Origin of the sequence: Mesorhizobium sp. CA8 (genome assembly GCF_020164955.1) — a bacterium.
Taxonomy (GTDB): domain Bacteria; phylum Pseudomonadota; class Alphaproteobacteria; order Rhizobiales; family Rhizobiaceae; genus Mesorhizobium.
Genome location: NZ_JAIUHG010000022.1, coordinates 83,697 through 109,620, shown reverse-complemented (window position 1 = coordinate 109,620; position 25,924 = coordinate 83,697). Strand labels below are relative to the sequence as shown.

The following is a 25,924-nucleotide window of genomic DNA, read 5'->3' as shown; positions in this document are numbered from 1 at the left end:
CGGGAAAGGGTGAAATACTCTACCGCGCGTATTTGGCGCCGAAGCCAAGCGCCACCAGCGAGAAGACGATAATCATGCCGGCAAAGGCCAGGCTTGCCACAGTGGCGTTGGCCAGGCTCGACAGCACGCCGATGCCGATCACCGGGAGCGCGTTGCCGCAGAAGCAGCAGATGAAGAAGGCCGAGACCACCTCGGCGCGGCGGTCGGCCGGCGCGATCTGATTCACCACCTGCAGACCGCCGCGATAGCCGAGCGCCGCCGCGACGCCGCAGACCGCCGTCGCGGCGATCATCAGCGCCATCGAAGCATAGACCTGCGCGGCGACGACCAGCGCCACGGCCGGGATCATCAGCGCCAGCGCCGCGAGCATGGTGGAGCGGGCGGACAGCCATGCGGTGCCGACAATGGTCACTGCTGCCACAATCGACAGTTCGAAGAACAAGCCACCGGCCTCGGCGTGATTGGCGACATGCAGTTGCTGCGCCAGTATGCTTGGCGCCAGCGCCGCGTAGAAACCGACCAGCGCCATCGCGCCGAAGCCGGTCACCGCCGGCGCCACGAATTGTGCGCGGATATTGTCGGGCACCGAAAGCCTTGGCCGCAGCGAGACATCCGAGAAGCGTCCGGGATTGGAAACCGTTTCCTGCGTGCGCCAGATCAGCACGGTTACCAGCGCAAGCAGCACCAAATAGATCGCAAATGTCAGCCTGAGCGGCCAGGGCGCATATTGGGCGAGCAGCCCCGCCATGAGCGCGCCGGCCCCGAGACCGATGAAGTTGGTGCTGGTGGCGATGACGGCGGCGCGCGACTTGTCCTTGCCTTCGATCAGCTCGGCAAGCCAGGCGGTGCCGGCCCCCGCGCCGACGCCGATGCCGAGGCCGCTCAGAATGCGGGCAATGTCGAGCCAGGCGAGGTTTTCGGCGAACAGGAAGAAGAGCGCGCTGACCACGGCAATACCCATCGCGGCGAGCGCGGCAGGACGGCGGCCGACGACGTCCGAGACCCGGCCGAAAAACAGCAGCGCCGCCAGATTGCCGACGACGTAGACGGCATAGACCAGCGTCAGCGTGACCTGCGAGAAGCCGAAGGCTTGCTTGTAGATCACATAAAGCGGGGTCAGCGCGGTGCTGCCGGCAAAAAGTGCTGCGATCATGGCGGCGACGGCGGTCATCGCGGCGCCCCCGCCAAGCTCATGGTCACGCGTCATCGTTTGAGCGTAGCTGGTCATGGCGATCTCCAGGGTTGCAAGCCCAACGCCTATGTAATGGCGCTGTTCCAGCCACCGGACGCCCTCCTGACAATCCTGACAGGATGGTCTTGTGCGAAATCCTCGCGTAGCTTCGTCAGCCGACGAGGAGGAACCATGGGCAAGGGACGGGTCGAGGCATTCACCGATGGCGTCGTCGCCATCATCATCACCATCATGGTGCTGGAGCTAAAAGTGCCGCACGGCGAGGACTTCTCGGCGCTTGTGCCGCTGTGGCCTGTCTTCTTCTGCTATGTGCTGTCCTTCATCAATGTCGGCATCTACTGGAACAATCTGCACAACATGTTCCACACCGTGCAGCGCGTCGATGGACGCGTGCTGTGGGCCAACCTGAATCTCTTGTTCTGGCTATCGCTGATGCCGGTAACCACGGCGTTCATGGGAGAGAACCATTTCGCGCCTGCGCCGGTCGCCGTGTATGGCGCGGACCTCGCCCTCTGCGCCGTCGCCTACACCATCCTGGTCTTCAAGCTGCGCCATCTGCACGGCGCCGACACGACCTTTGCCAAAGCTATCGGGCAGGACAGGAAGGGCAAGATCTCGCTGGCGCTCTACATCGCCGCAGTCCTGCTCAGCTTCATCAACCAGTGGATCAGCGTCGCGATTTACGTGCTTGTAGCGACCATCTGGTTTGCACCCGACAAGCGCTTCGAGAGACTGATCGAAAAATAGAATTTACTTCCGCATCGCCTTCAGCTTTTCCGCCACTGAGGCGGCAAGGTCGGCATAGCGTTCCTCCAGGCGCTCGGCTGCTTTGATGATTGGGAAGTCGTGGCCGAACTTCTCCAGCGCGAGCCGCAGCTTCTCGGCGAAATCCGCCTGCTTCTCCAGTGCTGCAAACAGTGTTTTCACCTGCGCCTCGCTGATATCCGGGTTGGCAAGCATCTCCGGCACCTCGCGACTCATCTGATCGCCGTCGGCGGTCTGCTCCTTCAGAATTTCGATCCAGTCGCTCAAATGCCGAACTCCTTTTCAGGACAACATGCGCGGCAGGCACCGCCATGGTCAACCCGTTGCGGCTATCGCCGTCGACCCGTTGCGGCTATCGCCGTCACATTACAGCTGTCGCGGTCGCCTGACGAACCAGCCTTGCCTCGGCCGCGCCCGGCGTTAAGTTCGACCCGACCGAACAAGGATGGAAACCATGACCAGCGACACCGAAATCCAGACCGCACTGCCCGCTTTCGCCGCTGGCAATGTCTCCGTCATCACCGGCGGCGCCAGCGGCATCGGCCTTGCCGCCGCGAAACGGTACGCGGCGATGGGCATGAAGGTGGTGCTTGCCGACATCGGCGGCATGCGCCTCGACCAGGCGAAGCAGGCGGTTGCCGCGATCGCCGGCGAGGACGCCGTCCTCCCAATCCCGACCGATGTTTCCAAGGCGGAAGAAGTCGACCGGCTGGCCGACCTCGCTTACGGCGCCTTCGGTGCGGTGTCGGTGCTGATGAACAATGCCGGCATCGGCAACAATCCGGGCAAGCCCTGGGAGAACCGCGACGCCTGGAAGCGGCTGCTGGACATCAATTTCTGGGGCGTCGTGCACGGCGTCGAGGCCTTCGCGCCGCGCATGCTCGCCGCCGGAAAGCCGGGTCTCATCATCAACACAGGCTCCAAGCAGGGCATCACGACGCCGCCCGGCAATCTCGCATACAACGTCTCCAAGGCCGGTGTGAAGACTTTTACCGAAGGGCTGGCGCATGCGCTGCGCAACGAGCCTGGCGCGAAAGTGTCGGCGCATCTGCTGATCCCCGGCTTCACCTATACCGGTCTGACCGAAGGTGCGACGGAAAAGCCCGCTGGCGCCTGGAGCGGCGAGCAGGTGATCGGCTTCATGCTGACATCGCTGATGAACGACGACTTCTATATACTGTGCCCGGACAACGAAGTGACGCGGCCGATCGACGAAAAGCGGATGGCCTGGGCGATGGGAGACATCATCGAAAACCGCCCTGCCCTGTCGCGCTGGCATCCCGATCACAAGGATGCCTTCGCGGCCTTCATGAACCGCTGACGGCCCTCTCAAGCCGCGGCTTTCTTCTTGGCGGCGTTCTTCCCGGCCGCGGTCTTCTTTGTGGCCGCGCCGGTGGTCTTCGGCGCATGCTTGGTACCGTTCTTTCCGGCGACCGCCTTCTTGGCCGCCTTTTCGGCGATCTCGCTGTCATGCCGTTTTGCTGCCGCCTCGCATTTCGAGCGGATCTCCTCGACCTCGGATTCCGTCAGGTGTTCGATGCCGATGAAATGATTGTGGGCGCGGCTGACCCTGATCAGTTCGTCCAGCTTGGCCTGGATCGCCGCGCCGTCGCGATTCTGCGTGTTCTGGATCAGGAACACCATCAGAAAGGTGATGATGGTGGTGCCGGTGTTGATGACCAATTGCCAGGTATCCGAGAATCCGAAGAACGGTCCACTCAACGCCCATACAACCACGATCGCCATACAGATGGCGAAGGTGGCCGGCAGGCCCGCCAGATGTGCCACCTGGTTGGCTATGCGCGTAAAAACTTTCTCGATCATGCAAGTCCCTCGAACCCTGGATGCGCAGGCATTTGCGAAGAAACAGGCTGCCGCCCGCTCCGGTTCCGCGGGATCGAATTTTCGTGCCGACACGCGGCCGCAATCGACTACACGCAGAAAGCGCAGCTTCGCGAAAAAACACCTTATCCGTTTGTTTGTAATAGTGCCGGTGCAGGCCGAAAGCCTGTTCTTCCGCTTCACGGCGGTTTACCTCCAGTCCCTTCCGCTGCACCACCCCCGCATGGCGGAAGGGGCATTTATTTCCGAGCGTGGAGGGCACCGGTCAGTCAGTGCCGGTCAAGTGCTCGACGGCGTTCTGCCCGTGTCAGCGAGCGTTTCTTCCCAGCGATCGAGAAAGGCTTCGATCGGCATAGCCTGCATGTCGGGAATTGCGCTCGCCAGTTTCTCGGGCGTCCAGTCCCACCAGGCGAGGGCTTCGATGCGCGCCGCGACTGCGGCGGAGAATCGCCGGCGCAGCGGCTTTGCCGGGACTCCGGCGACGATCGTATAGGGCGCGACGTCATGCGTCACAACGGCATTGGCGCCGATGACGGCGCCGTTGCCGATCGCGACGCCCGGCATGATGACCGCGCCATGGCCGATCCAGACATCGTGGCCGACACTGACCGATTTTGCCTGCCGGCGCGCACGAAATTCGGTGTCGACGCCCAGCCAGCGGAAATACTCGTTCGGCCGGTAGCTGACCTTGTGCTGCGTCAGCCGCTCGATCGGATGCTCGAGCGCATTGATGCGGCTGTTGGCGGCGATCGAGCAGAATTTGCCGATCGTCGTGTAGATCGCCTCGCAATGGCGTTCGAAATAGGAAAAATCGCCGACGCTCACCTCGCGCAGGATCACCCGCTCGCCGATCGAGGCATAGCGGCCCAGCTTGCATGCCTTCAGCTCCGCGGTCGGATGGATGCGCGGCTCGGGGTCCTTGAGGATGAGGTTTTCAGGACGATCCATGAAGCGGCTTTACGCCGGCGGGGGACTGCCCGCAAGCGTGACCTGCCCCCGGCAAGCCTGTCGGAGCCTATTGCGGCTTGCCTTTGGTCCACACCACGTTCTGGCCGTAAAGCGGCACAGTCGTGACCGACATCTTCGCCGAGCCGTTCTGCACCTGGCGCGAATGCGACAGATAGATCAGCGTCTCGTTCTTCTTGTCGTAGATGCGGTTCACCACCTGCTTTTTCCAGATCAGGCTGAGGCCCTGTTTGAACACCTCCTCGCCACCCTCGCCCATGTCGATATCGCCGATGGTGATCGGCCCGGTCTGGCGGCAGGAGATCGACGAATCGGAAGGATCCTCGAACCAGTTGCCCTTGTGCAGCCGGTCGATGATGCTGCGGTCGAAATAGGCGACATGGCAGGTGACGCCGTCGACCTTCGGATCCTTGATCGCGTCGACCATGATGTCGTTGCCGACCCAGTCGACACCCACTTTACCCACTTCGTCAGCCGTGGCCGCGCCGGCGCTCAGGGCAAGACAGGCGGCGAACAAGCCGATCAGTTTTCGCAAGGAAGCCTCCTCGGTTCACGTTGCCGATGTCAGGTGGGACAGGATCGTGGCGTTTGCAAGCCGATCGACCTGCATGGCCGCTTGCGGCAACGCGACATCTTTGCGCGCCCGGCACCGACCCGTTAAGACTGTCGCCAAACTGGCTTCTGGCCAAAGCAATGGCGACGGACATTCACTGATGATGCGTTCAATCCTGATCGGCATTCTCGTTCTGATGGCGGCGGGCATTGGCTGGCTGACATTCGACTGGTATCGGGGCCACTATGGCGGCGAGCCCTTCGGCGCGCCCTTCACGCTGGTCGACCAGAAAGGCGCGCCGATCACCGAAGCCGCCTTCAGGGGCCATCCGAGCGTGGTGTTCTTCGGCTTCACCCATTGTCCGGAAGTCTGCCCGACCACCCTGTTCGAGCTGGCCGGCTGGCTGAAGACGATGGGCGACAGCGGCAAGAATCTCAACGCCTATTTCGTCACCGTCGATCCGGAGCGTGACACGCCGGAGACGATGAACACCTATGTCAGCAATTTCTCCGATCGCATCACCGGCATCACCGGCGATCCGGAAAGGGTGCACGCCATGGCCAAGGCCTTCGGCATCTATTGGAAGAAGGTCGACACCGGCGACGGCGACTATACGATGGACCACACGGCCTCGGTGCTGCTGCTCAACGCCAAGGGCGATTTCGCCGGCACCATCGCCTACGGCGAGAGCGCCGACACGGCGATAGCCAAGCTGAAGCGGCTGGCTGCCGGTGGGCAAACATGATCCCGAACCGAAGGTCAGCGAACGCAAAAAGTGGGAACCCGTTTTCGGAAAAGATCATGTTCAAACAAGCATCTTTCTGATGGGGCAAACCAGACTCCATCTTACCGCCAACAAGATTGAAGCCGACCGCATCTTCGCGGCGCTGGACGCGGCGTTCGAGGATGACGGCCTGCCGATCGCTGTGTTGGAGCTCGACGAGGAAAAGGATATCCACGAAGTGTCGCTCTATGCCGATGGCGACGTCGATCCCGTCGAGGCGCGGGTCCGGGATATCCTCGCCGGTCTCGGCCTGCCGAACGCGATCGAGCGCGAGGTCCTTCCCGACGTCGACTGGGTGTCGCGCTCGCTGGAAGGCTTGAAGCCGGTCCGCGCCGGCCGCTTCCTCGTCCATGGTTCGCATGACCGCGCCAAGCGCCGCAGCGGCGACCTCGCCATCGAGATCGAGGCCGGTTTGGCATTCGGCACTGGCCATCACGGCACCACTGCCGGCTGCCTCGAAATGCTGGAGCAGGTGGCGTTGCGCGAACGGCCGCGCAACGCGCTCGACCTCGGCACCGGCAGCGCCGTGCTTGCGATTGCGCTGGCCAAGCTCGCGCATGTCCCTGTGCTGGCGACCGACATCGATCCGGTCGCCATCCGCGTCGCCGCCGCCAATGCCCGCCTCAACCACGTCAAGGCGCTGGTCGAGACGGTGACGGCGCCCGGCTTCCATCATCCGATCTTCGCCCGGCGCGCGCCTTTCGACCTCATCATCGCCAACATCCTGGCCCGGCCGCTGATGCGGCTCGCGCCCGAAATGGCCAAGCACATCAGGCTCGGCGGTTCACTGGTGCTTTCCGGCATCCTCGACCGGCAGCGCGACGCGGTGATCTCGGCCTATGTCGGCCAAGCCTTCCGCCACGTGCGTACCTTGCATCGCGAGGGTTGGGCGACCATCCATCTCAAGCGCTGAGGCCGGATTGCATCCGGCCGATCTGGCCCTGCCGAAATCGATTCCGGTTTTCAAGATCATGCGCTACGGTCGCCACAAGCCATTCGAGGGAGCCAGAAAAATGTTCCAGACCTTTGATTCCGCTGGTGATCCGGCCGTCGGCAAGCCGCGCGTTGCGCTGCTGCGGCAATGGCTGGCTGAGAATGGCCTGGATGGCTTCGTGGTGCCGCGCGCGGACGAGCACCAGGGCGAATATGTCGCCGACCGCTCGGCGCGGCTGAAGTGGCTGACCGGCTTTTCGGGCTCGGCCGGCGTCGCCATCATCCTGCGCGACCGCGCCTTCATCTTCGTCGACGGCCGCTACACGCTGCAGGTGCGAGGTGAGGTCGATCTTTCGATCTTCACCGTCGAAAGCCTCATCGACAATCCGCCGGCCTCCTGGATCAAGGACAACCTCGGCAAGGGCGCAAGGCTCGGCTTCGACCCCTGGCTGCATACGATCGGCGAGATGAAGGCGCTGAAGGCGTCGGCCGAGCAGTCCGGCGCGACGTTGGTGCCGCTCGACAGGAATCCCATCGACATCATCTGGACGGACCAGCCGGAACCGCCGCGCGCGCCCATCGAGATCCATCCGCAAAACCTTGCCGGCGAGCTTGCGAAGGACAAGCTGGCGCGGCTGGCCGGCGCGATCGAAAAGGATGGCGCCACCCACGCCGTGCTGACCGATCCGTCCTCGATCGCCTGGGCCTTCAACATTCGTGGCGGCGACGTGCCGCACACGCCGCTGGCGCTCGGCTTTGCTATCCTCGCCGCCGACGGCAAGCATCAGCTGTTCATGGACCAGCGCAAATTCCCGCGCCAGGTCGCTGCCTACCTCACCCAGCTTGCCGATCCGCATGATCCAGGTGAATTCGAAGCCGCGATCATTGAACTCGCCAAGGGTGGTGCGAAAATCACGCTGGATCCGGTGCTGGCTGCGGAGAAGCTCCGCATGCTGGTCAAGGACAATGGCGGCAAGGTCGTTCTGGCGGCTGACCCGGCACGTATTCCGCGCGCGACCAAGAACCAGGCCGAGATCGCCGGCAGCCGCGCCGCGCATCGCCGCGACGGTGCCGCGGTCGCCAGGCTGCTGTGCTGGCTCGACCGCCAGAAGCCCGGCACACTCGACGAGATCGCCGTCGTCACCAAGCTCGAGGAGGTGCGCCGCCAGACCGGCGAGGAAACGCAGATGCCGCTGCGCGACGTTTCCTTCGACACCATTTCGGGCGCCGGCCCGAACGGCGCGATCATGCACTATCGCGTCTCGCGCGCCACCAGCCGCAAGCTTGAGAGCGGCGAGTTGTTCCTGCTCGATTCCGGCGGCCAGTATCAGGACGGCACCACCGACATCACCCGCACCGTGCCGATCGGCCAGCCGACCGAGGAGATGCGCGAGCGCTTCACCCTTGTGCTGAAGGGCATGATCGCCATCTCGACGTTGCGTTTCCCCGCCGGCACGCGCGGTTCGGAGATCGACGCTGTTGCCCGCGTGGCGCTGTGGAAGCATGGCTGCGACTTCGCCCACGGAACCGGCCACGGCGTCGGCTCCTATCTCGCCGTGCATGAAGGGCCGCAGCGCATCGCCCGCACCGGCACCGAAAAACTGCTGGCCGGCATGATGCTGTCGAACGAGCCGGGCTACTATAAGGAAGGCGCCTACGGCATACGCATCGAAAACCTGATCCTGGTCACGCCGGCGGAGCAGATCGAAGGCGGCGACATCGCGATGCACGGCTTCGAGACGCTGACGCTGGCGCCGATTGACAAGCGGCTCATCCGGACCGATCTGCTGCATCGGGACGAGTTGCAGTGGCTCGACCGCTATCATGCCCGGGTGCTCGCCGAGATCGGCCCGATGGTCGACGGCGAAACGCTGGCTTGGCTGGAAAAGGCTACAGCGCCGCTGCCGCACGACGCAAAAATCTGAGTTGAGCGTCTTGCTGCCCGTTTACGGGCAGGGCAATGAGGGGCAGCGCCGACCATTGAAGATGGAAAGCTAACCCATGAACTGGCGCGCGACGATCAGCACCGCCGCGCCGGCCAAGAACATCGCCATCAGGCCGCCGCGCAGCGATACCAGCACAGTGACGATCAGCGCCGCCCATTCGGCCGGTCCGGCATGCAGCAGCTCCGGCGCGACGAGCGCCGTCAGCACCGCGGCCGGCACGGCGTTGAGGCCGGCCTCGACGCGCGGATGGATCGTCTCGAAGCGAGAGATGACGAGGTGGCCGCCGATTCGGGTCAGATAGGTGGCGACGGCGCCGGCCAGGATGATCCAGAAGGTCGTGCTCATGGCCGCTTGCCCACGCCGCTGTGATGCGGCGGCAGGATCACCGCCAGGAGAACGCCGGCAAGCGCGCCGATCGAAACATGCCAGGGCGAGCCGACTGTTCGATAGGCGATGATCGAGGCGACGGCGCTGGCGGCGACGACGGGCGCCCACAGCGGCCGCTTGCGGAAGCCGAGCACCAGGCCGAGGAAATAGATCGGCAAAAGGAAATCGATGCCCAGCGCATGCGTGTCCGGGATCATCTTGCCGAACACAGCCCCTAGCCCGCTTTCGATCACCCAGAACACATAGACCGGCAGGCCGAGCCCCAGATACCAGACGAAGCCGACGGGACGGCCGGACTCGGCCCTTGCCTCGGCGATGGCGAATTGCGGATCCGTCAGGATGAAATAGCCGAGCGCCTGCTGCAGTAGCGGCCAATGCGCAATGCGCCTTCCGATGCCGGCCGAATAGAGCACATGGCGGAAATTCACAGCGAAGATCGACAGCACGATCAGCCATGGCGCGACATGCTGGCCAAACAGCTCGATGCCGACCATTTGGCTCGCGCCGCCATAGATCATCGCGCTCATCAGGAAGGCTTCGAGGACGGAAACCCCATTGTCGACGGCGATCGTGCCGAACAAGATTGCGAACGGCGCCGAGGCGACGACGACCGGCATAGAAAGCCGCACGCCGTCCCAGAAATCGCTGCCCGTTCTGCCCTCAGAGATTGCTTCCGCCGCCATCCGCCGCTCCTTGAGCGGCTTCATTTAGGGAGCGTCGCCTTCAATGTCACACCAATTCGCTTGACTCAGCGATCAGCGGAACTGATCGCCGGGGGTTAGGCCTTGACAACCGTCCCTTGGATCGCCCTGCCCCAGTCGAGCAGCGGCTTGGCGCCAAACGTGAACTCGACGAGATCGTCGACCAGCGCCGGCGAATGGATTGTCGCCGGATCAATGTCGTGCCGCACCACGAAATGCCGGCTCCGCACCGCCTGGGCGAGATCCTCGTCGCCGACATCCTCGAACCCGCGGGGCGCCCGCTTCAGGCGGTCTTCCGCATCGAGCTCCAGGCCGGCCTTCTTGAGCGATGCGACCATGGCTCGGAACGCGGCTGGCTTGGTCACGATCGCTTTGCGCATCGCCTGCAGCAATTCAGGCGCGGGCTGCCACCATGCGACACCGGCAAAGCAGCGCTCGAGCCCGATATGCACATAGAAGACGCCCTGCTCCATCTTAGTGCCGTCGGGCGAGAGGATCGCCGAGAGATGCCGGTTGTAGGGCCGTTTATCCTTGGAAAAGCGCACGTCGCGATTGATGCGGAACAGCGACCTCTTGCGGTCGCCGCGCAGACCAAGCTTGGCCGCTTCGAAACGCTCACTGAGCGTCTCGACCAGATCGCAGAACGGCCCGTGCAGCTCGCTGTCGTAAAGGTCGCGGTTCTCCTGGAACCACTCGCGGCTTTGGTGGAAGTCGAGCGCCTTCAGGAATGGGATGGCTTTCTGCCCGAACCCCTTGAACGCGCCCGCCATCAGCCGCCCCTGCCGATGCGCTGCAGCCAGGTGTCCTCGTCGATCACCTCGATGCCGAGGTCGCTCGCAACTTTCAGCTTCGAGCCGGCGCCCGGACCCGCCACCACAAGGTCGGTCTTGGCCGAAACCGAGCCCGCCACCTTGGCCCCGAGCCGCTCCGCCATCGCCTTGGCTTCCGAACGCGTCATCTTTTCCAGCGAGCCGGTGAACACCACCGTCTTGCCGGAGACTTCGCTGCCGGCTGAGATTTCCACGACATAGGGTTTCGGATGAACCTGCGCGAGCAAGGCGTCGAGCACGTCGTCATTGCGCTCATTGCCGAAGAAATCGCGCAGCGCGTTGATCACCGTGTCGCCGATGCCGTTGATCGATGGGAACACGCTGTGCGGATTCTCCGCCTTTGCCATCTCCTTGCCGACACGGATCAGTTCCTCGATGGTCGAGAACTGCCGGGCAAGCACCGCCGCCGTCGTCTCGCCGATATGTCGGATGCCGAGCGCGAAGATGAAGCGGTCGAGCTCCGGCTCGCGGCGCGCGTCGATGGCGGCGAACAATTTGTCGAGGCCCTCATAATTGCGCTCCTCGACGCTGCGCACGTTCTTGCGGGTCTTGCCCGAGGCTTCCTCGCGCAGCTTCGCCTGCTCCTCGCGCCGCTCCGCCAGCGCCCTCATGACCGCCGGGCGGCGATCCTTCAGCGTGAAGATATCGGCCGCGGTCTTCACCAGCCCCGAATTGAAGAACAGGTCGATATTCTCCGCGCCGAGGCCCTCGATATCGAGCGCACCGCGCGACACGAAGTGGCGCAGCCTTTCGACCGCCTGCGCGGCGCAGATCATTTCACCGGTGCAGCGCCGCCGCGAATCCTCCTTGCCCGTCTTCTCGTTGATCTCGCGCGTCGCCGGCGAGCCGCAGACCGGACAGGTATGCGGGAATTCGTAAGGCACGGCATTGGCCGGCCGCTTGTCGATGACGACGCTGACGATCTGCGGGATGACATCCCCCGCCCGCTGGATCACCACCGTGTCGCCGATGCGCACGTCGATGCCGTCGCGGATCGGCTGGCCGTTGCTGTCGAAGCCTTTGATATAGTCTTCATTGTGCAGCGTGACGTTCTCGACCACCACGCCGCCGACCGTGACCGGCGCCAGCCGCGCCACCGGCGCCAGGGTGCCGGTGCGGCCGACCTGGATGTCGATTCTCTCGACCGTGGTCATCGCCTGTTCGGCCGGGAATTTGTGAGCGATTGCCCAGCGCGGCTCGCCGGTGACGAAGCCCCAGCGGCGCTGCAACTCGAGCTGGTCGACCTTGTAGACGACGCCGTCTATGTCGTAGCCCAGCGAGGAGCGCTGCTCCTCGATCCGGTGGTAGTGCGCGATGAGTTCGTCGATCGACTTCGCCCGCACCATCAGCGGGCTGACCTTGAAGCCCCATTCCTTGAACTTCTGCACTGAATCATACTGCGTCGGCGCGGGGTCCGCTGTCGTGTAGCCCCAGGCATAGGCAAAGAATTTCAGGTTGCGGCTGGCGGTGACCGACGGATCCTTCTGGCGCAGCGAGCCGGCCGCCGTATTGCGCGGATTGACATAATCTTGGCCGCCGACAGCCGCCGAGCGCTGTTTCAGCGCTTCGAATTCGGCATAAGTCATGTAGACCTCGCCGCGGATCTCGATGATTTCCGGCCAGCCCGAACCTTGCAACTTCTTCGGGATATCGGCGATGGTTTTCAGATTGGCGGTGATGTCCTCGCCGACCGTGCCGTCGCCGCGCGTCGCGCCCTGCACGAAGACGCCGTTCTCATAGCGCAGCGAGGCTGACAGCCCGTCGATCTTCGGCTCGGCCGTGAAGGCGATGTCGAGGTCCTTGTCGCGGTCGAAGAAACGCCTTCCGCGTTCGATGAAATCGGCGACGTCCTGGTCGGTATAGGCCTTGGCGAGGCTGAGCATCGGCACCGCGTGCCGCACCTTGGCAAAGCCTTCTGCCGGCGGCGCCCCGACCCGGCGCGACGGCGAATCCTCGCGCACGAGATCGGGAAAGCGCTCTTCGATGGCGAGGTTGCGTCTTGCCAGCGCGTCATATTCGGCGTCCGAGATCGTCGGCGCGTCCTCGGTGTGATAGCGCCGGTCGTGCTCGGCGATCTCCGCCGCGAGCCGCTTCAGCTCCTCCGCGGCCTCGCCTTCGCTCAGCGATTCGACTGGTTTTTCCGACATGAAACGCGGTCCTCGAATTATGGCGGGCCACTATAAATCAGGATTCGGTGCGGGGGAGTCGGATTGCGAAGAAATCATTGTTGAACAGCGGGATGCAGCCATCTGCTGACTCGGCCTGCCAGCGTCCGAAAATCTTAAGCTGCGGCAGTGTTCTCGCGCAGCAACCTCTCGGCAGCGGCGCGCGCTTCATCGGTGATGACGGCGCCGGCCAGCATGCGCGCGATTTCCTCCTGGCGCGCGGCGCGGTCCATTTCGGCGATGCCGGTGGCGACGCGATCCTTGCCGCCGGATTTGGAGATCAGGAAATGCGTCGCGGCGCGCGCCGCAACCTGCGGCGCATGGGTAACCGAAAGCACCTGCACCCGCTTGGACAGCCGCGCCAGCCGCTGGCCTATAGCGTCGGCCACCGCGCCGCCGACGCCGGTATCGATTTCGTCGAACACCAGGGTCGGCGCCGAGCCGCGGTCAGCCAGCGCCACCTTCAGCGCCAGAAGGAAGCGCGAGAGCTCGCCGCCGGAGGCGACCTTCATCATCGGGCCCGGCCTGGTGCCCGGATTGGTCCGCACCCAGAATTCGACCTGGTCGATGCCTTCTTCCATGCGGTTTTCGGCATCGCTTTTCATCTCGACGATGAACTCGGCCCGTTCGAGCTTGAGCGCCGGCAGTTCCGCCATCACCGCCTCGGTCAGCCCCGCCGCTGCGGCGTGGCGCAGCGATGACAGCTGCGCGGCGGAGATATCATAGGCTTCACGTCCGGCGGCGGCCTGCTTTTCCAGCGCATGCAGCCGCTCCTCGCCGGCATCGAGATCGGCAAGATCGGCCACCATCGTGTCGCGCAGCTGCGCCAGGTCGTCGACCGCAACATTGTGCTTGCGCGAGGCGGCGCGCAGCGCAAACAACCGCTCCTCCGCCTTCTCCAGCCGCTGCGGATCATATTCAGTGGCGCGAAGCGCAGCGTCCACGCCCGATTGCGCCGCATCGAGCGAGATCATCGCCTCGTCCAGCGATTTCACCACGTCGTCGAGCAGGCCGGGCGCTTCGCTGGACTTGCGCTGCAACCGCCGCAGCAGGCTGGCAAGCTGTGGCAGCGGCGAGGACGGTCCCGACAGCACGTCCTGCGCGTCATGGATCTCGGCGGCGATCTTTTCCACGCGCATCATGATCGCGCGCAGTTCCGCAAGCTCAGTCTCCTCGCCCGGCTGCGGATCGAGTTTCGCAAGCTCGGCGACGGAAGCGCGCAGAAAATCGGCCTCGCGCGCCGCCGCCTCGACCCTGGCGCGATGCCGGGAAAGCTCCTGCTCGCAGTTGCGCCAGTAGCGCCAGGCCTCGCCCGTGCCGCGCACGGCGCCCAGATGGCCGCCGAAACTGTCCAGCAATTCGCGATGCGCGCCGGGATCAACCAGGGCGCGCTCGTCATGCTGGCCGTGGATCTCGACCAGCGCGCGGCCGACATCGCGCATCAGCGTGACGCTGGAGGGCTGGTCGTTGACGAAGACGCGCGTGCGGCCGTCGGCCGTCTGCACGCGGCGCAGGATGATGTCGCCATCGTCCTCGATGTCATTGTCGGCGAGCAGCGCACGCGCCGGATGGTTGCGCGGCACGTCGAACACGGCAATGACCTGGCCTTGCGCGGCGCCGTGGCGGACGAGCGATGCATCGCCGCGCGCGCCGAGCGCCAGCGACAATGCGTCGAGCAGGATGGATTTGCCGGCGCCGGTTTCGCCCGTCAGCACCGAAAGTCCAGGCAGGAAGTCGATGTCCAGCTTCTCGATCAGGACGATATCGCGGATCGACAGTCTGGACAGCATCGCAAGCTTCAGGCGCCGGTGATCAGCTTCCCGGCCTTGGAGATCCACGATCCGGCATTTTCGCGCGGCTCAAGCCCGTTGCTCTGCAGGAGCTTGTAGGAGTCCTTGTACCACGGGCTGTCCGGATAATTGTGACCAAGCACCGCCGCGGCCGTCTGCGCTTCCGAGGTCAGGCCCATCGCATAATAGGACTCGGTCAGGCGCGCGAGCGCCTCCTCGACATGGCGGGTGTTGGAATAGTTTTCGACCACGGCGCGGAACCGCTTTACGGCGGCGATGTATTCGCGGCGCTCCAGGTAGTAGCGGCCGATCTGCATCTCCTTGCCGGCAAGCTGGTCGTTGGCGAAGCGGATCTTGTCCTTGGCGTCCGGGACATATTCGGAGTTCGGCCAGCGCGTCACCAGATCCTGCATGGTCTGAATGGTCTGGCGCGCCTCCTTCTGATCCTGGGTGACGTCCTTGATCTGCCGGTAGTAGCTCAAGCCGATGATGTATTGCGCGTAGGCGGCGTCGTCGGTCGACGGATAAAGCGTCAAATAGCGCTTCGCGGTTCCGATCGCCTCGTCGTAATTGCCGGCGCGATAATCGGCGAAAGCGCCCATCACCATCGATTTGCGCGCGAATTCCGAATAGGGATGCTGGCGATCGACGGCGTCGAACTTCTTGCTGGCCTCATCGAGGCGGCCGGCATTCATATTGGCCAGGCCCTGATTGTAGAGAACGTCGGCCGGTTCGGTCTGGTCGACATAGGTCGCCAGGTTGACATCCTTCTCGGAGGACATGCAGGCCGACAGCACGAGCGCGGGAGCAACCACCGACAGCGCCAGCAAAACACCCCGACGCGGCGCTACCGATTGACCAACTCGCGAAAAAAACATGTTTGGATTCCGCCCCTTCGGCGTCGTTTCGGTCCGGGCCGAAGCCATAAACCATTATCCCCTTGCCCGGCAACGCTATGTCCGGCCAATCGCACATTTTTGTGGCCGGCTGACGCTACGCCGGAGATTGTGCAATTTCAGCGATTCGTGATGCAATCATGCAACACAAGCCGACCTATAAAACCAGAAAACGGTTAAAAATCAGATCACCCAAGGTGCGTAGACCGGCCGGCTGACGGCGATCATCTCGGCGACGCGGCCGCGCTCGCGGCGCCTCGTCTCGACGATCTCAAAGGCCGTGTGGTCGGAAAGCAGCCGGCGCAACGCAGACGCATTCATCCGGTGGCCGCCGCGATAGGAACGGAAACAGCCGATGAAGCGCGCGCCGGCCAGTGCGAGGTCGCCCATCGCATCGAGCGTCTTGTGGCGGGCGAATTCATTGGGGTAGCGCAGCCCGCCGACATTGATGACGCGGTTGTCGTCGCCGATGACCAGCGAGTTTTCCAGCGACGAGCCGAGCGCGTAGCCGGCGGCCCAAAGCCGTTCGACATCCTTCATGAAGCCGAAAGTGCGGGCCCGCGCGATGTCGCGGCGGAAGATGTCGGGATTGATGTCGGAGGCGAATTGCTGGCGGCCGATCGCCGGGCTTTCGAAATCGATCTCGACCTCGAATCGCGTGCCGTCATAGGGGCGGAATTCCGCCCAGGATGCGCCGGCTTCCACGCGCACCGGCTTGACGATGCGGATATAGCGGCGCTTCACCGCCAGCGTCTCGATGCCGGCCTGGTCGATGGCTTCGACGAAAGCCGTGGCGCTGCCGTCGAGTATCGGGACTTCCGGACCGTCGATCTCGATGATGAGATTGTCGATGCCGAGGCCGAACACCGTCGCCATCAGATGCTCGACCGTGCCGATATGCTCACCAGCCGGATCGCCAAGCATGGTGCAAAGATCGGTGGCGCCGACTTCCGCGACCAGGGCACGGAACTCGCGAGGCTGGCCGCCATTCGAAAGATGGAAGACGATGCCCGTGTCAGCATCGGCCGGCAGGAAATGAACGGTGACGGTTTTGCCGCTATGGACGCCAATGCCAGCCAGCGTCGCGCGCGATTTCACTGTCGTCTGATAGTCGTGCAAGAGTAACCCCATAGCCCCAAATGCCTGCGTCCGCTCTATCGGCCTTGGGTATCTTGCAGCCAGGTGATGGCCTGGCGCTCGCATAGGATGCGGCAAAATAAGCAAGAGCGTGCGGCTCTGTGTGATCGGCAGGCAGGGCTACCCCCGAATCCCGGCAAACCGACTTTAGTCCGTGGCGAAGATAATGGCCCGCCTTGGAGACTCCAAATCACGGTTTCTTACCCTGTGTAACTGCGGGACAGTGTCAAAAGCGACTCATAAACCATTGTTTTTCAACAGTTTTGTAAAAGCAACAGGCAGACGATTTCTCGCCTGCCTGTTAACAACCGTTATATGTCGTTAACGATCGGCCGCCGCCGTATCGATCAGTTGGCCTGGCGGCGCAGGAAGGCCGGGATTTCCAGCTGGTCGTCTTCCTGGACCGTGCGGGCCTGCGGTGTCAGCCGGCCCTGGTCGTCGAGCTGGCCGCGGCGCGGCGCGTAGAGCTGCGGGTCCTGGCTGGCGAGACGGCGCATCTCGGGCGCGGCCTGGCGCAGCTTCGGCTCGCGCGGCTGCGCCGGCTGAAGCCGGGCCGGCTCTTCCTCGCGGCGGGTAAGACCGTTGGTCAACCGCTTGATCAGCCCCATCGGACCACTGTTCTCATGGTCCGCGGGCCGGCTCTTGGCTTCGACTTCGGCCCTTACCACCGGCGGAAAGTCTTCCACGCGCGGCATGCGCTGCGGGGCCGCGGCCACCGGCTGGGGCATCTCGCGCTGCGGCGCGGGCTGCTGCATGACCTGCTGCGGCACCACGGGCTGCGGCTGGGCCGGCGGGGCCTGGAAGATCTTGCTCTGCGGCCGGAAGTCGTCGACCGGCGCGGGGCGCGGCTGCGCCATGGCGGCGTTGGCCTCGGCAAGCTGGATCGCTTCCGCGACCGGATCGGCCGCGCGCGGCTCATAGGCCTGCGGCTGAACCGGAGCGGGGCGGATTTCGGCAACCGGAGCCACCGCCGGACGGGCGGCCGGCTTCTGCGGCGCGCGGATCGAGATCGGCGCAGCCGCGATTTCGGCCGCCGACTTGTCGATGCCGGTGGCGACGACCGACACGCGGATCACGCCTTCCAGTTCCTCGTCGAAGGTAGCGCCCAGGATGATGTTGGCGTCCTGGTCGACCTCCTCGCGGATGCGGGTGGCTGCCTCATCCACCTCGAACAGGGTCAGGTCGCGGCCGCCGGTGATCGAGATCAGCAGGCCCTTGGCGCCCTTCATCGACGTTTCGTCGAGCAGCGGGTTGGCGATGGCGGCTTCAGCGGCGGCCATCGCGCGGCCCTCGCCCGAAGCCTCGCCCGTGCCCATCATCGCCTTGCCCATCTCGCGCATCACCGAGCGGACGTCGGCGAAGTCGAGGTTGATCAGGCCTTCCTTCACCATCAGGTCGGTGATGCAGGCAACGCCCGAGTAGAGCACCTGGTCTGCCATTGCGAAGGCGTCGGCGAAGGTGGTCTTGTCATTGGCCAGCCGGAACAGGTTCTGGTTCGGGATGACGATCAGCGTGTCGACGCATTTTTGCAGTTCCTCGATGCCCATGTCGGCCGTCTTCATGCGGCGCTGGCCCTCAAAATGGAACGGCTTGGTGACGACGCCGACGGTGAGGATGCCCTTCTCGCGCGCCGCGCGGGCAACGACCGGAGCAGCGCCCGTGCCGGTGCCGCCGCCCATGCCGGCGGTGACGAAGCACATATGGGTGTTGGAGAGGTGATCGATGATCTCGTCGATGCACTCTTCCGCCGCCGCGCGGCCGACTTCCGGCTGCGAGCCGGCGCCGAGGCCTTCGGTGACATGCGCGCCGAGCTGGATCAGCCGCTCGGCCTTCGACATCGTCAGCGCCTGCGCGTCGGTGTTGGCCACCACGAACTCGACGCCGCGCAGGCCGGCTGTGATCATGTTGTTCACGGCATTGCCGCCGCCGCCGCCGACACCGAACACGGTGATGCGGGGCTTGAGCTCGGTGATGTCCGGCTTCTGCAGATTGATGGTCATTGTCTCCGTCCTTTACCTTTCCCGCCGCCTCGCCGCTGCGGCCGCCTATGGGGCTGTCCCCGTCAAATTAAAAACTGTCTCTCAACCACTGACTCATGCGATGCAGTTTTCCGCCTGTTCCGGTCATCCTGAAACCGGAAAGTCCTTTCGCCGAATGGCTCTCGAAGCTCGCCATCTGCGGATAGATCATCAGTCCGACCGAGGTCGAGAACGCCGGGCCCTTGGCCGCTTCCGGCAGGCCTGCGACGCCCAGTGGCCGGCCGATGCGCACATTGCGCCCGAGAATGCGGCGCGCCGCTTCCGGCAGGCCGGCAAGCTGGCTGGCGCCGCCGGTGAGCACGACGCGCTTGCCGACGGCATTGCCGTAGCCGGACTTGTTCAGCCGGTCGCGCAGAAGCTCCAGCGTCTCGTCGATGCGAGCGCGGATGATGCGCGTCATCATCGAGCGCGGGATCTGCAACGGTACATCGCCCTCCTCGCCGATCGGCTGGATCGAGACGAGGTCGCGGTCGTCGGCGCTGCCGGGCAGCGCCGAGCCATGCATCACCTTCAGCCGCTCCGCGGCATCGAGCGAGGTCGACAAGCCCTTGGCCATATCGAGCGTCACGTGGTTGCCGCCGATGGCGATGGCGTCGCCATGCACGAACTTGCCTTCCGAGAAGACCGAGATGGTCGTCGTGCCGCCGCCCATGTCGATACAGGCGGCGCCCATCTCGAGCTCGTCATCGACGAGCGAGGCAAGCCCGCTGGCATAGGGTGTCGCCACCATGCGCTCGACCGACAGATGCGAGCGGTTGATGCAAAGCTCGAGGTTGCGCATCGGCGCTGCGTCGCCCGTCAGCACATGCATGTCGACGCCAAGCGCATCGCCCACCATGCCGCGCGGATCGCGCATGCCGCGCTCGGCGTCGAGCGAGAAACCGACCGGCAGCGAATGGACCACCTCGCGCTCGGCCCGCAGCGCCTGCTTGGCGCCGGCGGCGAGCACGCGCTTGATGTCGACTTCCTCGACCTGATGACCGCCGAGATTGATCGTCGCCGAGAAGGCTTCGCTCTTCAGCCGGCCCGCCGTCATGTTGACGATGAGGGAATCGACCGTAAGCCCTGCCATGCGCTCGGCCGCATCGACGGCAAGCCGGATGGCATGCTCGGCGCGATCGAGATCCACCACCACACCCGACTTCACGCCTTGCGATTTCTGGTGGCCGATGCCGATCACCTGGATGCGATGCGAACGCCCGCGCAGAAGCTTGCCGTCCTCGTTCGGCTTGAGCTTCGCCACAACGCAGCAAACCTTGCTGGAGCCGACATCGAGCACCGTGAGCGTGCCCGACCGGCGCGAAGAAGCATCACCGCTGCCGCCAAGCCAGCTCATATCTTCGTCTCCGCCTTGCGCTTGGCCAGGTTCTTCGGCTTGTCGCTGAGCGCGGCTTCGCGCTGCGTCGCCGCTTCCGGCGAGAGCTCCACGACCAGCCGGTCGGAGAGCCGCATGTCGACGGCGGCGATATCGCGCGTCAAAAGCCCGTTGTCATGATCGATCTTGACGAGTTCGGCGATCGCCCGGTCTTCGTCATCTTCCGGCAGCTTGACCGTGATGCCGTTCTCAAGCCTCAGGTCCCAGCGGCGCTCGCCGACACGGATGTAGCCTTTTACCCGCGCCGCGAGATCGGGATAGCGCTTGATCTTCTCGAGAAAGGCCGGCGCCATCGCCGGCGCGCCCGCGCCGATGATCAGCGGAAGCAGCGCCTGCCTGCCGCCCGAGAACGGAGCGATCACCTCGCCCGACCGCTCGATGACCGAAACCGAAGTGCCCTGCTGCCAGAGCGCGAAGGGCTCGCGTTCTTCGATGCGCACTTCCAGCGTGTGCGGGTAGATTTTGCGGACCGCCGCGCCCTCGACCCAGGGCAGCGTCGCGATGCGCTCGCGCGCGGCCTCGGCATCGAAGCCGATCAGCGAGGTCCAGCCGTCGAGGCCGAGCCGGTCCAGCACATCGATCTCGGAGGTCTGGCGGTTGCCGACCACCTTGATCTGGTCGACGGCAAAGCCGGTGCGCGCCGTGATGCCTTGCACGATGCTGTCGCCGTAGCCGCCGAGATAGGCGCCATAGGCGCTGCTCGATGTGATCAGCGCGGCGGAAAGGATCGCCGCCGAAAAGCGCGGCGCCTCATATTCACCGCCGCACAGGCGCGCCAGCACGCGCATCGGCCGGCGGAGTTGACGCGGCAACACGAAACGGTCGAATGACAGCGACACGCCGAACAGCGCGAGACCAGCCGCGCCGCCGCCATTACCCTGTCCCCACCTCAACGCAGACACGAAGCGTCCTCCACCATCCAACTCAACAAATCGCCGAACGAGTGTCCCGCTTGGGCGGCGATTTCAGGCACCAGAGACGTCGGCGTCATGCCCGGCTGAGTGTTGACCTCGAGCCAGACAACCTCGCCGTTTTCGGAGTGACGGTCGTCGTAACGGAAGTCCGATCGGGAAACGCCCCGGCAACCAATGGCAAGATGAGCCTTGAGGGCCAGTGTCTGTATTTTTTGGTAAATATTCGGTGAAATTTTAGCAGGGATTTCGTGTTTTGATCCGCCGGGAACGTATTTTGAATCGTAATCGTAGAAGGAATGCCCAGTCGGGATGATCTCGCAGACGCCAAGCGCCACATCGCCCATCACCGCGCAGGTCAGTTCGCGCCCATGGATGTAGCGCTCGACCATGACGATCTCGCCATATTGCCATTCGGTCGAGCCGATCACCTGCGGCGGATGCGACTGCCCCTCATGCACGATGACCACGCCGAAGCTCGATCCCTCATTGACCGGCTTAACCACATAAGGCGGCTTCATCGGATGCCTGTTCTGGACGGCGAAGCGGTTGACCACCTTCGATTCCGCGACCGGAATGCCGGACGCCTTGGCAATCTTCTTGGCCTGTTCCTTGTTCATGGCGAGCGCCGAAGCGAGCACACCCGAATGGGTGTAGGGAATTGCGAGATATTCGAGAATTCCCTGGATGGTGCCGTCCTCGCCGAACGGACCATGCAGCGCATTGAAGGCGACATCGGGCTTGAGCTCGGAAAGCACAGCCCCAACATCGCGCGAAACATCGACACGGGTGACCTGATAGCCTTCACTCTCGAGCGCATCCGCACACGCCTTCCCCGAGGACAGAGACACGGGCCGCTCCGAGGAGAATCCACCCAGGAGGACAGCCACATGCTTCTTCTTCATTCCCGCCATCCCCTCTCACGCCGGGCCTGCCACCGATATTCCACATCGCATCTCCGAGCACTAAGTCCGAGTCTTCCGGCAGGTTGCCCCCCAGACGGAAAACGCGGCTGAACGCGTCGAACGACTCAAATCAGGAAACGCTTTAGGGCAGAGAATCAGAGAGTTGATTCGCTGGCAAGTACCTAAGATTCCGAGAGATTCACTTTCCGCGAAAACGGCCGCAAAAAGTGATTTGTGAGTCTTTAAGGCAACGGTTTTGCGGCCGTTTCAGACCGCCGGAAGTTCAAGCATCACATGAACTTAAGCCTAAGCTAAAGGAGCTGGCCAAGAAACTCCTGCACCGCATGGTCAGGCCTGAAATTGCCGAGGCGCTTGATCTCCCAGTGCAACCGGATGCCGGAATTTTCGAGCACGCGCGCCCGCACCGTCTCGCCGAGATATTCGAGGTCGTAGCCGGTCGCCGTGCCGGTGTTGATCATGAAGTTGCAATGCATCGGCGACATCTGCGCGCCGCCGATCATCAGCCCGCGGCAGCCGGCCTTGTCGATCTCCTTCCAGGCCGAGGTGCCTTCCGGATTCTTGAAGGTCGAGCCGCCGGTCTTCTCTCTGATCGGCTGCACCGTCTCGCGATGGTTCTGCACTGCATCCATCGCCGCCTTGATCGCCGCCTTGTCCTCCGCAAACCCTTCGAAAATGGCCGAGGTGAAGATCAGGCCGGCGGGCGCCGACGAATGGCGATAGGCATAGCCCATATCGGCATTGCTCAGCGTATGGAGATTGCCCTTGCGGTCCAGCGCCCTCACCTCGACGACCCGCTCGCGGGTCTCGACGCCGTTGGCGCCGGCATTCATCCTGAGCGCGCCGCCAACGGCGCCCGGGATGCCGTGATAGAAATGAAAGCCGCCGATGCCGGCCTCATAGGCCACCGCTGCGAGGCGCTTGTCCGGCGTTGCCGCTCCTGCCTTGATCGTGGTTGGCCCGGTGGCCTCGGCCTCGCCAAAACCTTTGGCCGAGAGCCTGACGACGAAACCAAGAATGCCGCCGTCGCGCACCAGAAGGTTGGAGCCGACACCGACCACAGTGACCGTTATCTCTTCCGGCACGGCGCGCAGGAAGGCGGCGAGGTCTTCCTCGTCGGCCGGCTGGAACAGCGCCTCCGCCAGGCCGCCGGCCCGGAACCAGGTGATCTTGTCCATCTCGGCGTTCGGCGTGACGCGGCCGCGCAGGCCGGAAAGCTTGTCGCCGAGTTTATCGATCAGGTCCTGGCCGCGCATCATGACGGCGTCCCACCAAGTTCCTTGGGCAGCGCATAGGCCCATTGCGTGATGTTGCCGGCGCCGAGGAAGACGACGAAATCGCCGGGCTTGGCAAGCTCGCGAATGGCGGGCGCGATTGCCGCCTGACCCTCGATATAGCGCGCGTCTCGGTGCCCGCCGGAGCGGATGCGCGACACCAATGCGTCGGAAGTCACGCCTTCGATGGGTTCCTCGCCGGCCGCGTAGACCGGCGCCACCATGACCGTGTCGGCGTCGTTGAAGCAGACCGAGAATTCCTCGAAGAGGTCGTGCAGCCGGGTGAAACGATGCGGCTGCGCAATGGCGATCACCCGCCCCTTGGTCGCGCTGCGGGCGGCCTTCAGCACCGCCGCGATCTCGACCGGGTGGTGGCCGTAGTCGTCGAACACCTCCACGCCGTTCCACGAGCCCGTACGGGTGAAGCGCCGCTTGACGCCGGCGAAGGACGAAAGGCCCTTCTTGATCGCCTCGGCCGAGAGGCCGAGCTCATGCGCCACCGCGATCGCCGCCGTCGCGTTGGAAACGTTGTGCCGGCCGGGCATCGGCAGGCGCAGGTCGTTTATCGACGTCGTGCCCCGTCCCTTGCGGTCGCGGATGACGACATCGAATTCGGAGATCGCGCCCTGCATGCGATGGTTGGTGAAGCGCACGTCGGCCTGCGCGTTCTCGCCATAGGTGATGACGCGCCGGTCCTCGATGCGGCCGACCAGCGCCTGCACTTCCGGATGGTCGGTGCACATCACGCCGAAGCCGTAGAACGGTACGTTCTCGACGAACTGACGGAACGCTTCGCGCACCTTGTCGAAGCTGCCATAGTGGTCGAGATGCTCGGGATCGATGTTGGTGACGACGGCGATGTCGGCCGGCAGTTTCAGGAAGGTGCCGTCGCTCTCGTCGGCTTCGACCACCATCCACTCGCCATCGCCCATGCGGGCATTGGTGCCGTAAGCGTTGATGATGCCGCCATTGATGACGGTCGGGTCGAGCCCGCCGGCCTCGAGCAGCGTCGCCACCATCGAGGTGGTCGTGGTCTTGCCATGCGTGCCGCCGATGGCGACTGCCTGGCGGAAACGCATCAGTTCGGCCAGCATCTCGGCCCGGCGCACGATCGGCAAAAGCTTCTCGCGCGCAGCCTTGAGCTCAGGGTTGGATTTCTTGATCGCGGTCGAAACGACCACGACTTCGGCGTCGCCGACATTCTCGGCCTTGTGGCCGACGAAGCATTCTATGCCCTTTTCGCGCAGCCGCTGCACATTGGCGCCGTCGGCCTGGTCGGACCCCTGCACCTTGTAGCCCAGATTGTGCAGCACCTCGGCGATACCGCTCATGCCGATGCCGCCGATGCCGATGAAATGCACAAGGCCGATCGTCTGCGGCATCTTCATGGGCGCGTCCTCCTGTAGTCCGAAACCGTTTTGCCGGACGCAATAGCCTCTGTCAGATCGGCGAGCAACCGCGCCGCGTTCGGTTTCCCGGCCGAGCGGGCGGCGGCGGCCATGGTCGTTAGCCGGTTCGGGTCCTTGACCAGTCCGCCGACCATCTCGGCGATGCGTGCCGCCGACAGCGTCGACTGCGGATGAAGCTCGGCGCCGCCGGCGGCGGCAAGGGCTGCGGCATTCGCCGCCTGGTCGTGATCGAGCGCGTGCGGGTAAGGTACCAGCAGCGCCGGCCGGCCGATGACGGCGATTTCCGAAACCGTCGAGGCGCCGGAACGCGACATCACCAGATGCGCCGCCCCGATGCGCGCCGCCATGTCGGTGAAGAAGGGCGAAACCTGGGCGTCGACGCCGAGATCGGCATAGGCCGCCTTCACCCGCGCCACATCCTCGGCGCGCGCCTGCTGGGTGATGACCAGCCGCTTGCGCAGCTCTTGCGGCAGCAGCGCGATCGCCGCAGGCACGGCATCGGAAAAGAACTGCGCGCCCTGGCTGCCGCCAAACACCAGGAAGCGGAACGGCTCGCCCTCGTTGGACGCCTGATACGGCGTCTTCGCTGCTTCGAGGATCTGCGGCCTGACCGGATTGCCGGTGGTCACGGTCTTTGCGCCGACGGCGCTCGCTCCTTCCGGCAGGAAGCCGCCGGCTATCGCGTCGACGCGGCGGGCGAGCGCCTTGTTGGCGCGGCCCATGACGGCGTTCTGCTCATGGATCAGCGTCGGCACTCTTCGCCTTGTCGCCGCATAGAGCGGCGGCAGCGTCGGATAGCCGCCGAAGCCGACGACCGCCTCCGGCTTGATCCTGGCGATCACCCGGCTGGTCTCTCGCACGCCCTGCCAGATTTTCCAGAAGGCCGAGAGCATGGCGACCGGGTTCTTCGAACCCAGCGTCGCGGAGGAGATCGTGTGAATGTCGGCTGCCGGGAAATGGCGGGAATAGCGCTCGGCGCGATGGTCGGTGGCGAGATGCACCTTCCAGCCGCGCTCGATCAGCTCATGCGCCAGCGCCTCGGCCGGAAACAGATGTCCGCCCGTTCCACCAGCCGCAAGCAGGATAACACCCTTCGCCATCCCGCC

Annotated in this window: 24 protein-coding genes; 5 read left to right on the top strand and 19 right to left on the bottom strand. The window is 64.3% G+C overall.

The window, feature by feature from the left end; all coding sequences use genetic code 11:
• Positions 1-19: 19 nt before the first annotated feature.
• Complete coding sequence (locus LB553_RS22345) at positions 20-1,228, bottom strand: MFS transporter (RefSeq protein ID WP_224516467.1); 1,209 nt, start codon at positions 1,226-1,228, stop codon at positions 20-22.
• 135 nt (positions 1,229-1,363) lie between these two features.
• Here LB553_RS22345 and LB553_RS22340 point away from each other — a divergent pair, with 135 nt between their 5' ends.
• On the top strand, positions 1,364-1,939 hold the full coding sequence (locus LB553_RS22340; RefSeq protein ID WP_224516466.1) for a TMEM175 family protein: 576 nt from the start codon (positions 1,364-1,366) through the stop codon (positions 1,937-1,939).
• A gap of 3 nt (positions 1,940-1,942) precedes the next feature.
• Here the strand turns inward: LB553_RS22340 and LB553_RS22335 are convergent, their stop codons facing one another.
• Positions 1,943-2,224, bottom strand: coding sequence for a hypothetical protein (locus LB553_RS22335; protein WP_224516465.1), 282 nt, complete (start codon positions 2,222-2,224; stop codon positions 1,943-1,945).
• A 187-nt stretch (positions 2,225-2,411) separates the two neighbouring features.
• Between LB553_RS22335 and LB553_RS22330 the strand changes: the two genes are divergently transcribed.
• The gene (locus LB553_RS22330) at positions 2,412-3,278 is read left to right on the top strand and encodes an SDR family NAD(P)-dependent oxidoreductase (protein WP_224516464.1); all 867 of its coding nucleotides are present in this window, start codon (positions 2,412-2,414) and stop codon (positions 3,276-3,278) included.
• A gap of 8 nt (positions 3,279-3,286) precedes the next feature.
• On the opposite strand, the gene LB553_RS22325 is transcribed toward LB553_RS22330, so the two are convergent.
• From LB553_RS22325 to LB553_RS22315, 3 genes are all read right to left on the bottom strand, one after another.
• Complete coding sequence (locus tag LB553_RS22325; protein WP_224516463.1) at positions 3,287-3,781, bottom strand: low affinity iron permease family protein; 495 nt, start codon at positions 3,779-3,781, stop codon at positions 3,287-3,289.
• Between the two features lie 297 nt (positions 3,782-4,078).
• A complete protein-coding gene (locus LB553_RS22320; protein ID WP_224516462.1) occupies positions 4,079-4,747 on the bottom strand; it encodes a DapH/DapD/GlmU-related protein in 669 nt (222 codons plus the stop codon).
• A 67-nt stretch (positions 4,748-4,814) separates the two neighbouring features.
• Entirely contained in the window at positions 4,815-5,300 is a 486-nt protein-coding gene (locus LB553_RS22315) for a CreA family protein (protein WP_224516461.1), read from the bottom strand.
• 178 nt (positions 5,301-5,478) lie between these two features.
• Between LB553_RS22315 and LB553_RS22310 the strand changes: the two genes are divergently transcribed.
• The 3 genes from LB553_RS22310 to LB553_RS22300 all read left to right on the top strand — a co-directional run bounded on the left by LB553_RS22310 (position 5,479) and on the right by LB553_RS22300 (position 8,960).
• The gene (locus LB553_RS22310) at positions 5,479-6,063 is read left to right on the top strand and encodes an SCO family protein (RefSeq protein WP_318011517.1); all 585 of its coding nucleotides are present in this window, start codon (positions 5,479-5,481) and stop codon (positions 6,061-6,063) included.
• 79 nt (positions 6,064-6,142) lie between these two features.
• A complete protein-coding gene (locus LB553_RS22305) occupies positions 6,143-7,015 on the top strand; it encodes a 50S ribosomal protein L11 methyltransferase (RefSeq protein ID WP_224516460.1) in 873 nt (290 codons plus the stop codon).
• A 100-nt stretch (positions 7,016-7,115) separates the two neighbouring features.
• Positions 7,116-8,960 carry an aminopeptidase P family protein gene (locus LB553_RS22300; RefSeq protein WP_224516459.1) on the top strand — a complete coding sequence of 615 codons (1,845 nt, stop codon included), beginning with the start codon at positions 7,116-7,118 and terminating at the stop codon, positions 8,958-8,960.
• A 69-nt stretch (positions 8,961-9,029) separates the two neighbouring features.
• Here LB553_RS22300 and LB553_RS22295 read toward each other — a convergent pair whose 3' ends face one another.
• The 14 genes from LB553_RS22295 to murG form a co-directional block, all read right to left on the bottom strand.
• Positions 9,030-9,326, bottom strand: a complete 297-nt coding sequence (locus LB553_RS22295) for an AzlD family protein (protein WP_224516458.1) — start codon at positions 9,324-9,326, stop codon at positions 9,030-9,032.
• On the bottom strand, positions 9,323-10,051 hold the full coding sequence (locus LB553_RS22290) for an AzlC family ABC transporter permease (RefSeq protein ID WP_224516457.1): 729 nt from the start codon (positions 10,049-10,051) through the stop codon (positions 9,323-9,325). Before LB553_RS22290 ends, LB553_RS22295 begins: the two co-directional genes overlap by 4 nt.
• Before the next feature lie 95 nt (positions 10,052-10,146).
• Positions 10,147-10,839, bottom strand: coding sequence for a DUF2461 domain-containing protein (locus LB553_RS22285; RefSeq protein ID WP_224516456.1), 693 nt, complete (start codon positions 10,837-10,839; stop codon positions 10,147-10,149).
• Entirely contained in the window at positions 10,839-13,046 is a 2,208-nt protein-coding gene (gene ligA, locus LB553_RS22280; protein ID WP_224516455.1) for an NAD-dependent DNA ligase LigA, read from the bottom strand. The genes LB553_RS22285 and ligA overlap by 1 nt, the downstream gene beginning before the upstream one ends.
• 134 nt (positions 13,047-13,180) lie before the next feature.
• Positions 13,181-14,854, bottom strand: a complete 1,674-nt coding sequence (gene recN, locus LB553_RS22275; RefSeq protein ID WP_224516454.1) for a DNA repair protein RecN — start codon at positions 14,852-14,854, stop codon at positions 13,181-13,183.
• 8 nt (positions 14,855-14,862) lie between these two features.
• A complete protein-coding gene (locus LB553_RS22270) occupies positions 14,863-15,732 on the bottom strand; it encodes an outer membrane protein assembly factor BamD (RefSeq protein ID WP_224516453.1) in 870 nt (289 codons plus the stop codon).
• Positions 15,733-15,933: 201 nt separating this feature from the next.
• Entirely contained in the window at positions 15,934-16,881 is a 948-nt protein-coding gene (lpxC, locus tag LB553_RS22265; RefSeq protein WP_224516452.1) for a UDP-3-O-acyl-N-acetylglucosamine deacetylase, read from the bottom strand.
• A gap of 353 nt (positions 16,882-17,234) precedes the next feature.
• Complete coding sequence (gene ftsZ / locus LB553_RS22260) at positions 17,235-18,887, bottom strand: cell division protein FtsZ (protein WP_224516451.1); 1,653 nt, start codon at positions 18,885-18,887, stop codon at positions 17,235-17,237.
• Positions 18,888-18,954: 67 nt separating this feature from the next.
• The gene (ftsA, locus tag LB553_RS22255) at positions 18,955-20,262 is read right to left on the bottom strand and encodes a cell division protein FtsA (protein WP_224516450.1); all 1,308 of its coding nucleotides are present in this window, start codon (positions 20,260-20,262) and stop codon (positions 18,955-18,957) included.
• Positions 20,259-21,203, bottom strand: coding sequence for a cell division protein FtsQ/DivIB (locus LB553_RS22250; RefSeq protein WP_224516449.1), 945 nt, complete (start codon positions 21,201-21,203; stop codon positions 20,259-20,261). The genes ftsA and LB553_RS22250 overlap by 4 nt, the downstream gene beginning before the upstream one ends.
• The gene (locus LB553_RS22245) at positions 21,191-22,117 is read right to left on the bottom strand and encodes a D-alanine--D-alanine ligase (protein ID WP_224516448.1); all 927 of its coding nucleotides are present in this window, start codon (positions 22,115-22,117) and stop codon (positions 21,191-21,193) included. The genes LB553_RS22250 and LB553_RS22245 overlap by 13 nt, the downstream gene beginning before the upstream one ends.
• Positions 22,118-22,428: 311 nt before the next feature.
• Positions 22,429-23,394, bottom strand: a complete 966-nt coding sequence (gene murB / locus LB553_RS22240) for a UDP-N-acetylmuramate dehydrogenase (protein WP_224516447.1) — start codon at positions 23,392-23,394, stop codon at positions 22,429-22,431.
• A complete protein-coding gene (gene murC, locus LB553_RS22235; protein ID WP_224516446.1) occupies positions 23,391-24,797 on the bottom strand; it encodes a UDP-N-acetylmuramate--L-alanine ligase in 1,407 nt (468 codons plus the stop codon). The genes murB and murC overlap by 4 nt, the downstream gene beginning before the upstream one ends.
• Positions 24,794-25,918, bottom strand: a complete 1,125-nt coding sequence (gene murG, locus LB553_RS22230; RefSeq protein WP_224516445.1) for an undecaprenyldiphospho-muramoylpentapeptide beta-N-acetylglucosaminyltransferase — start codon at positions 25,916-25,918, stop codon at positions 24,794-24,796. Before murG ends, murC begins: the two co-directional genes overlap by 4 nt.
• Positions 25,919-25,924: the final 6 nt, after the last annotated feature.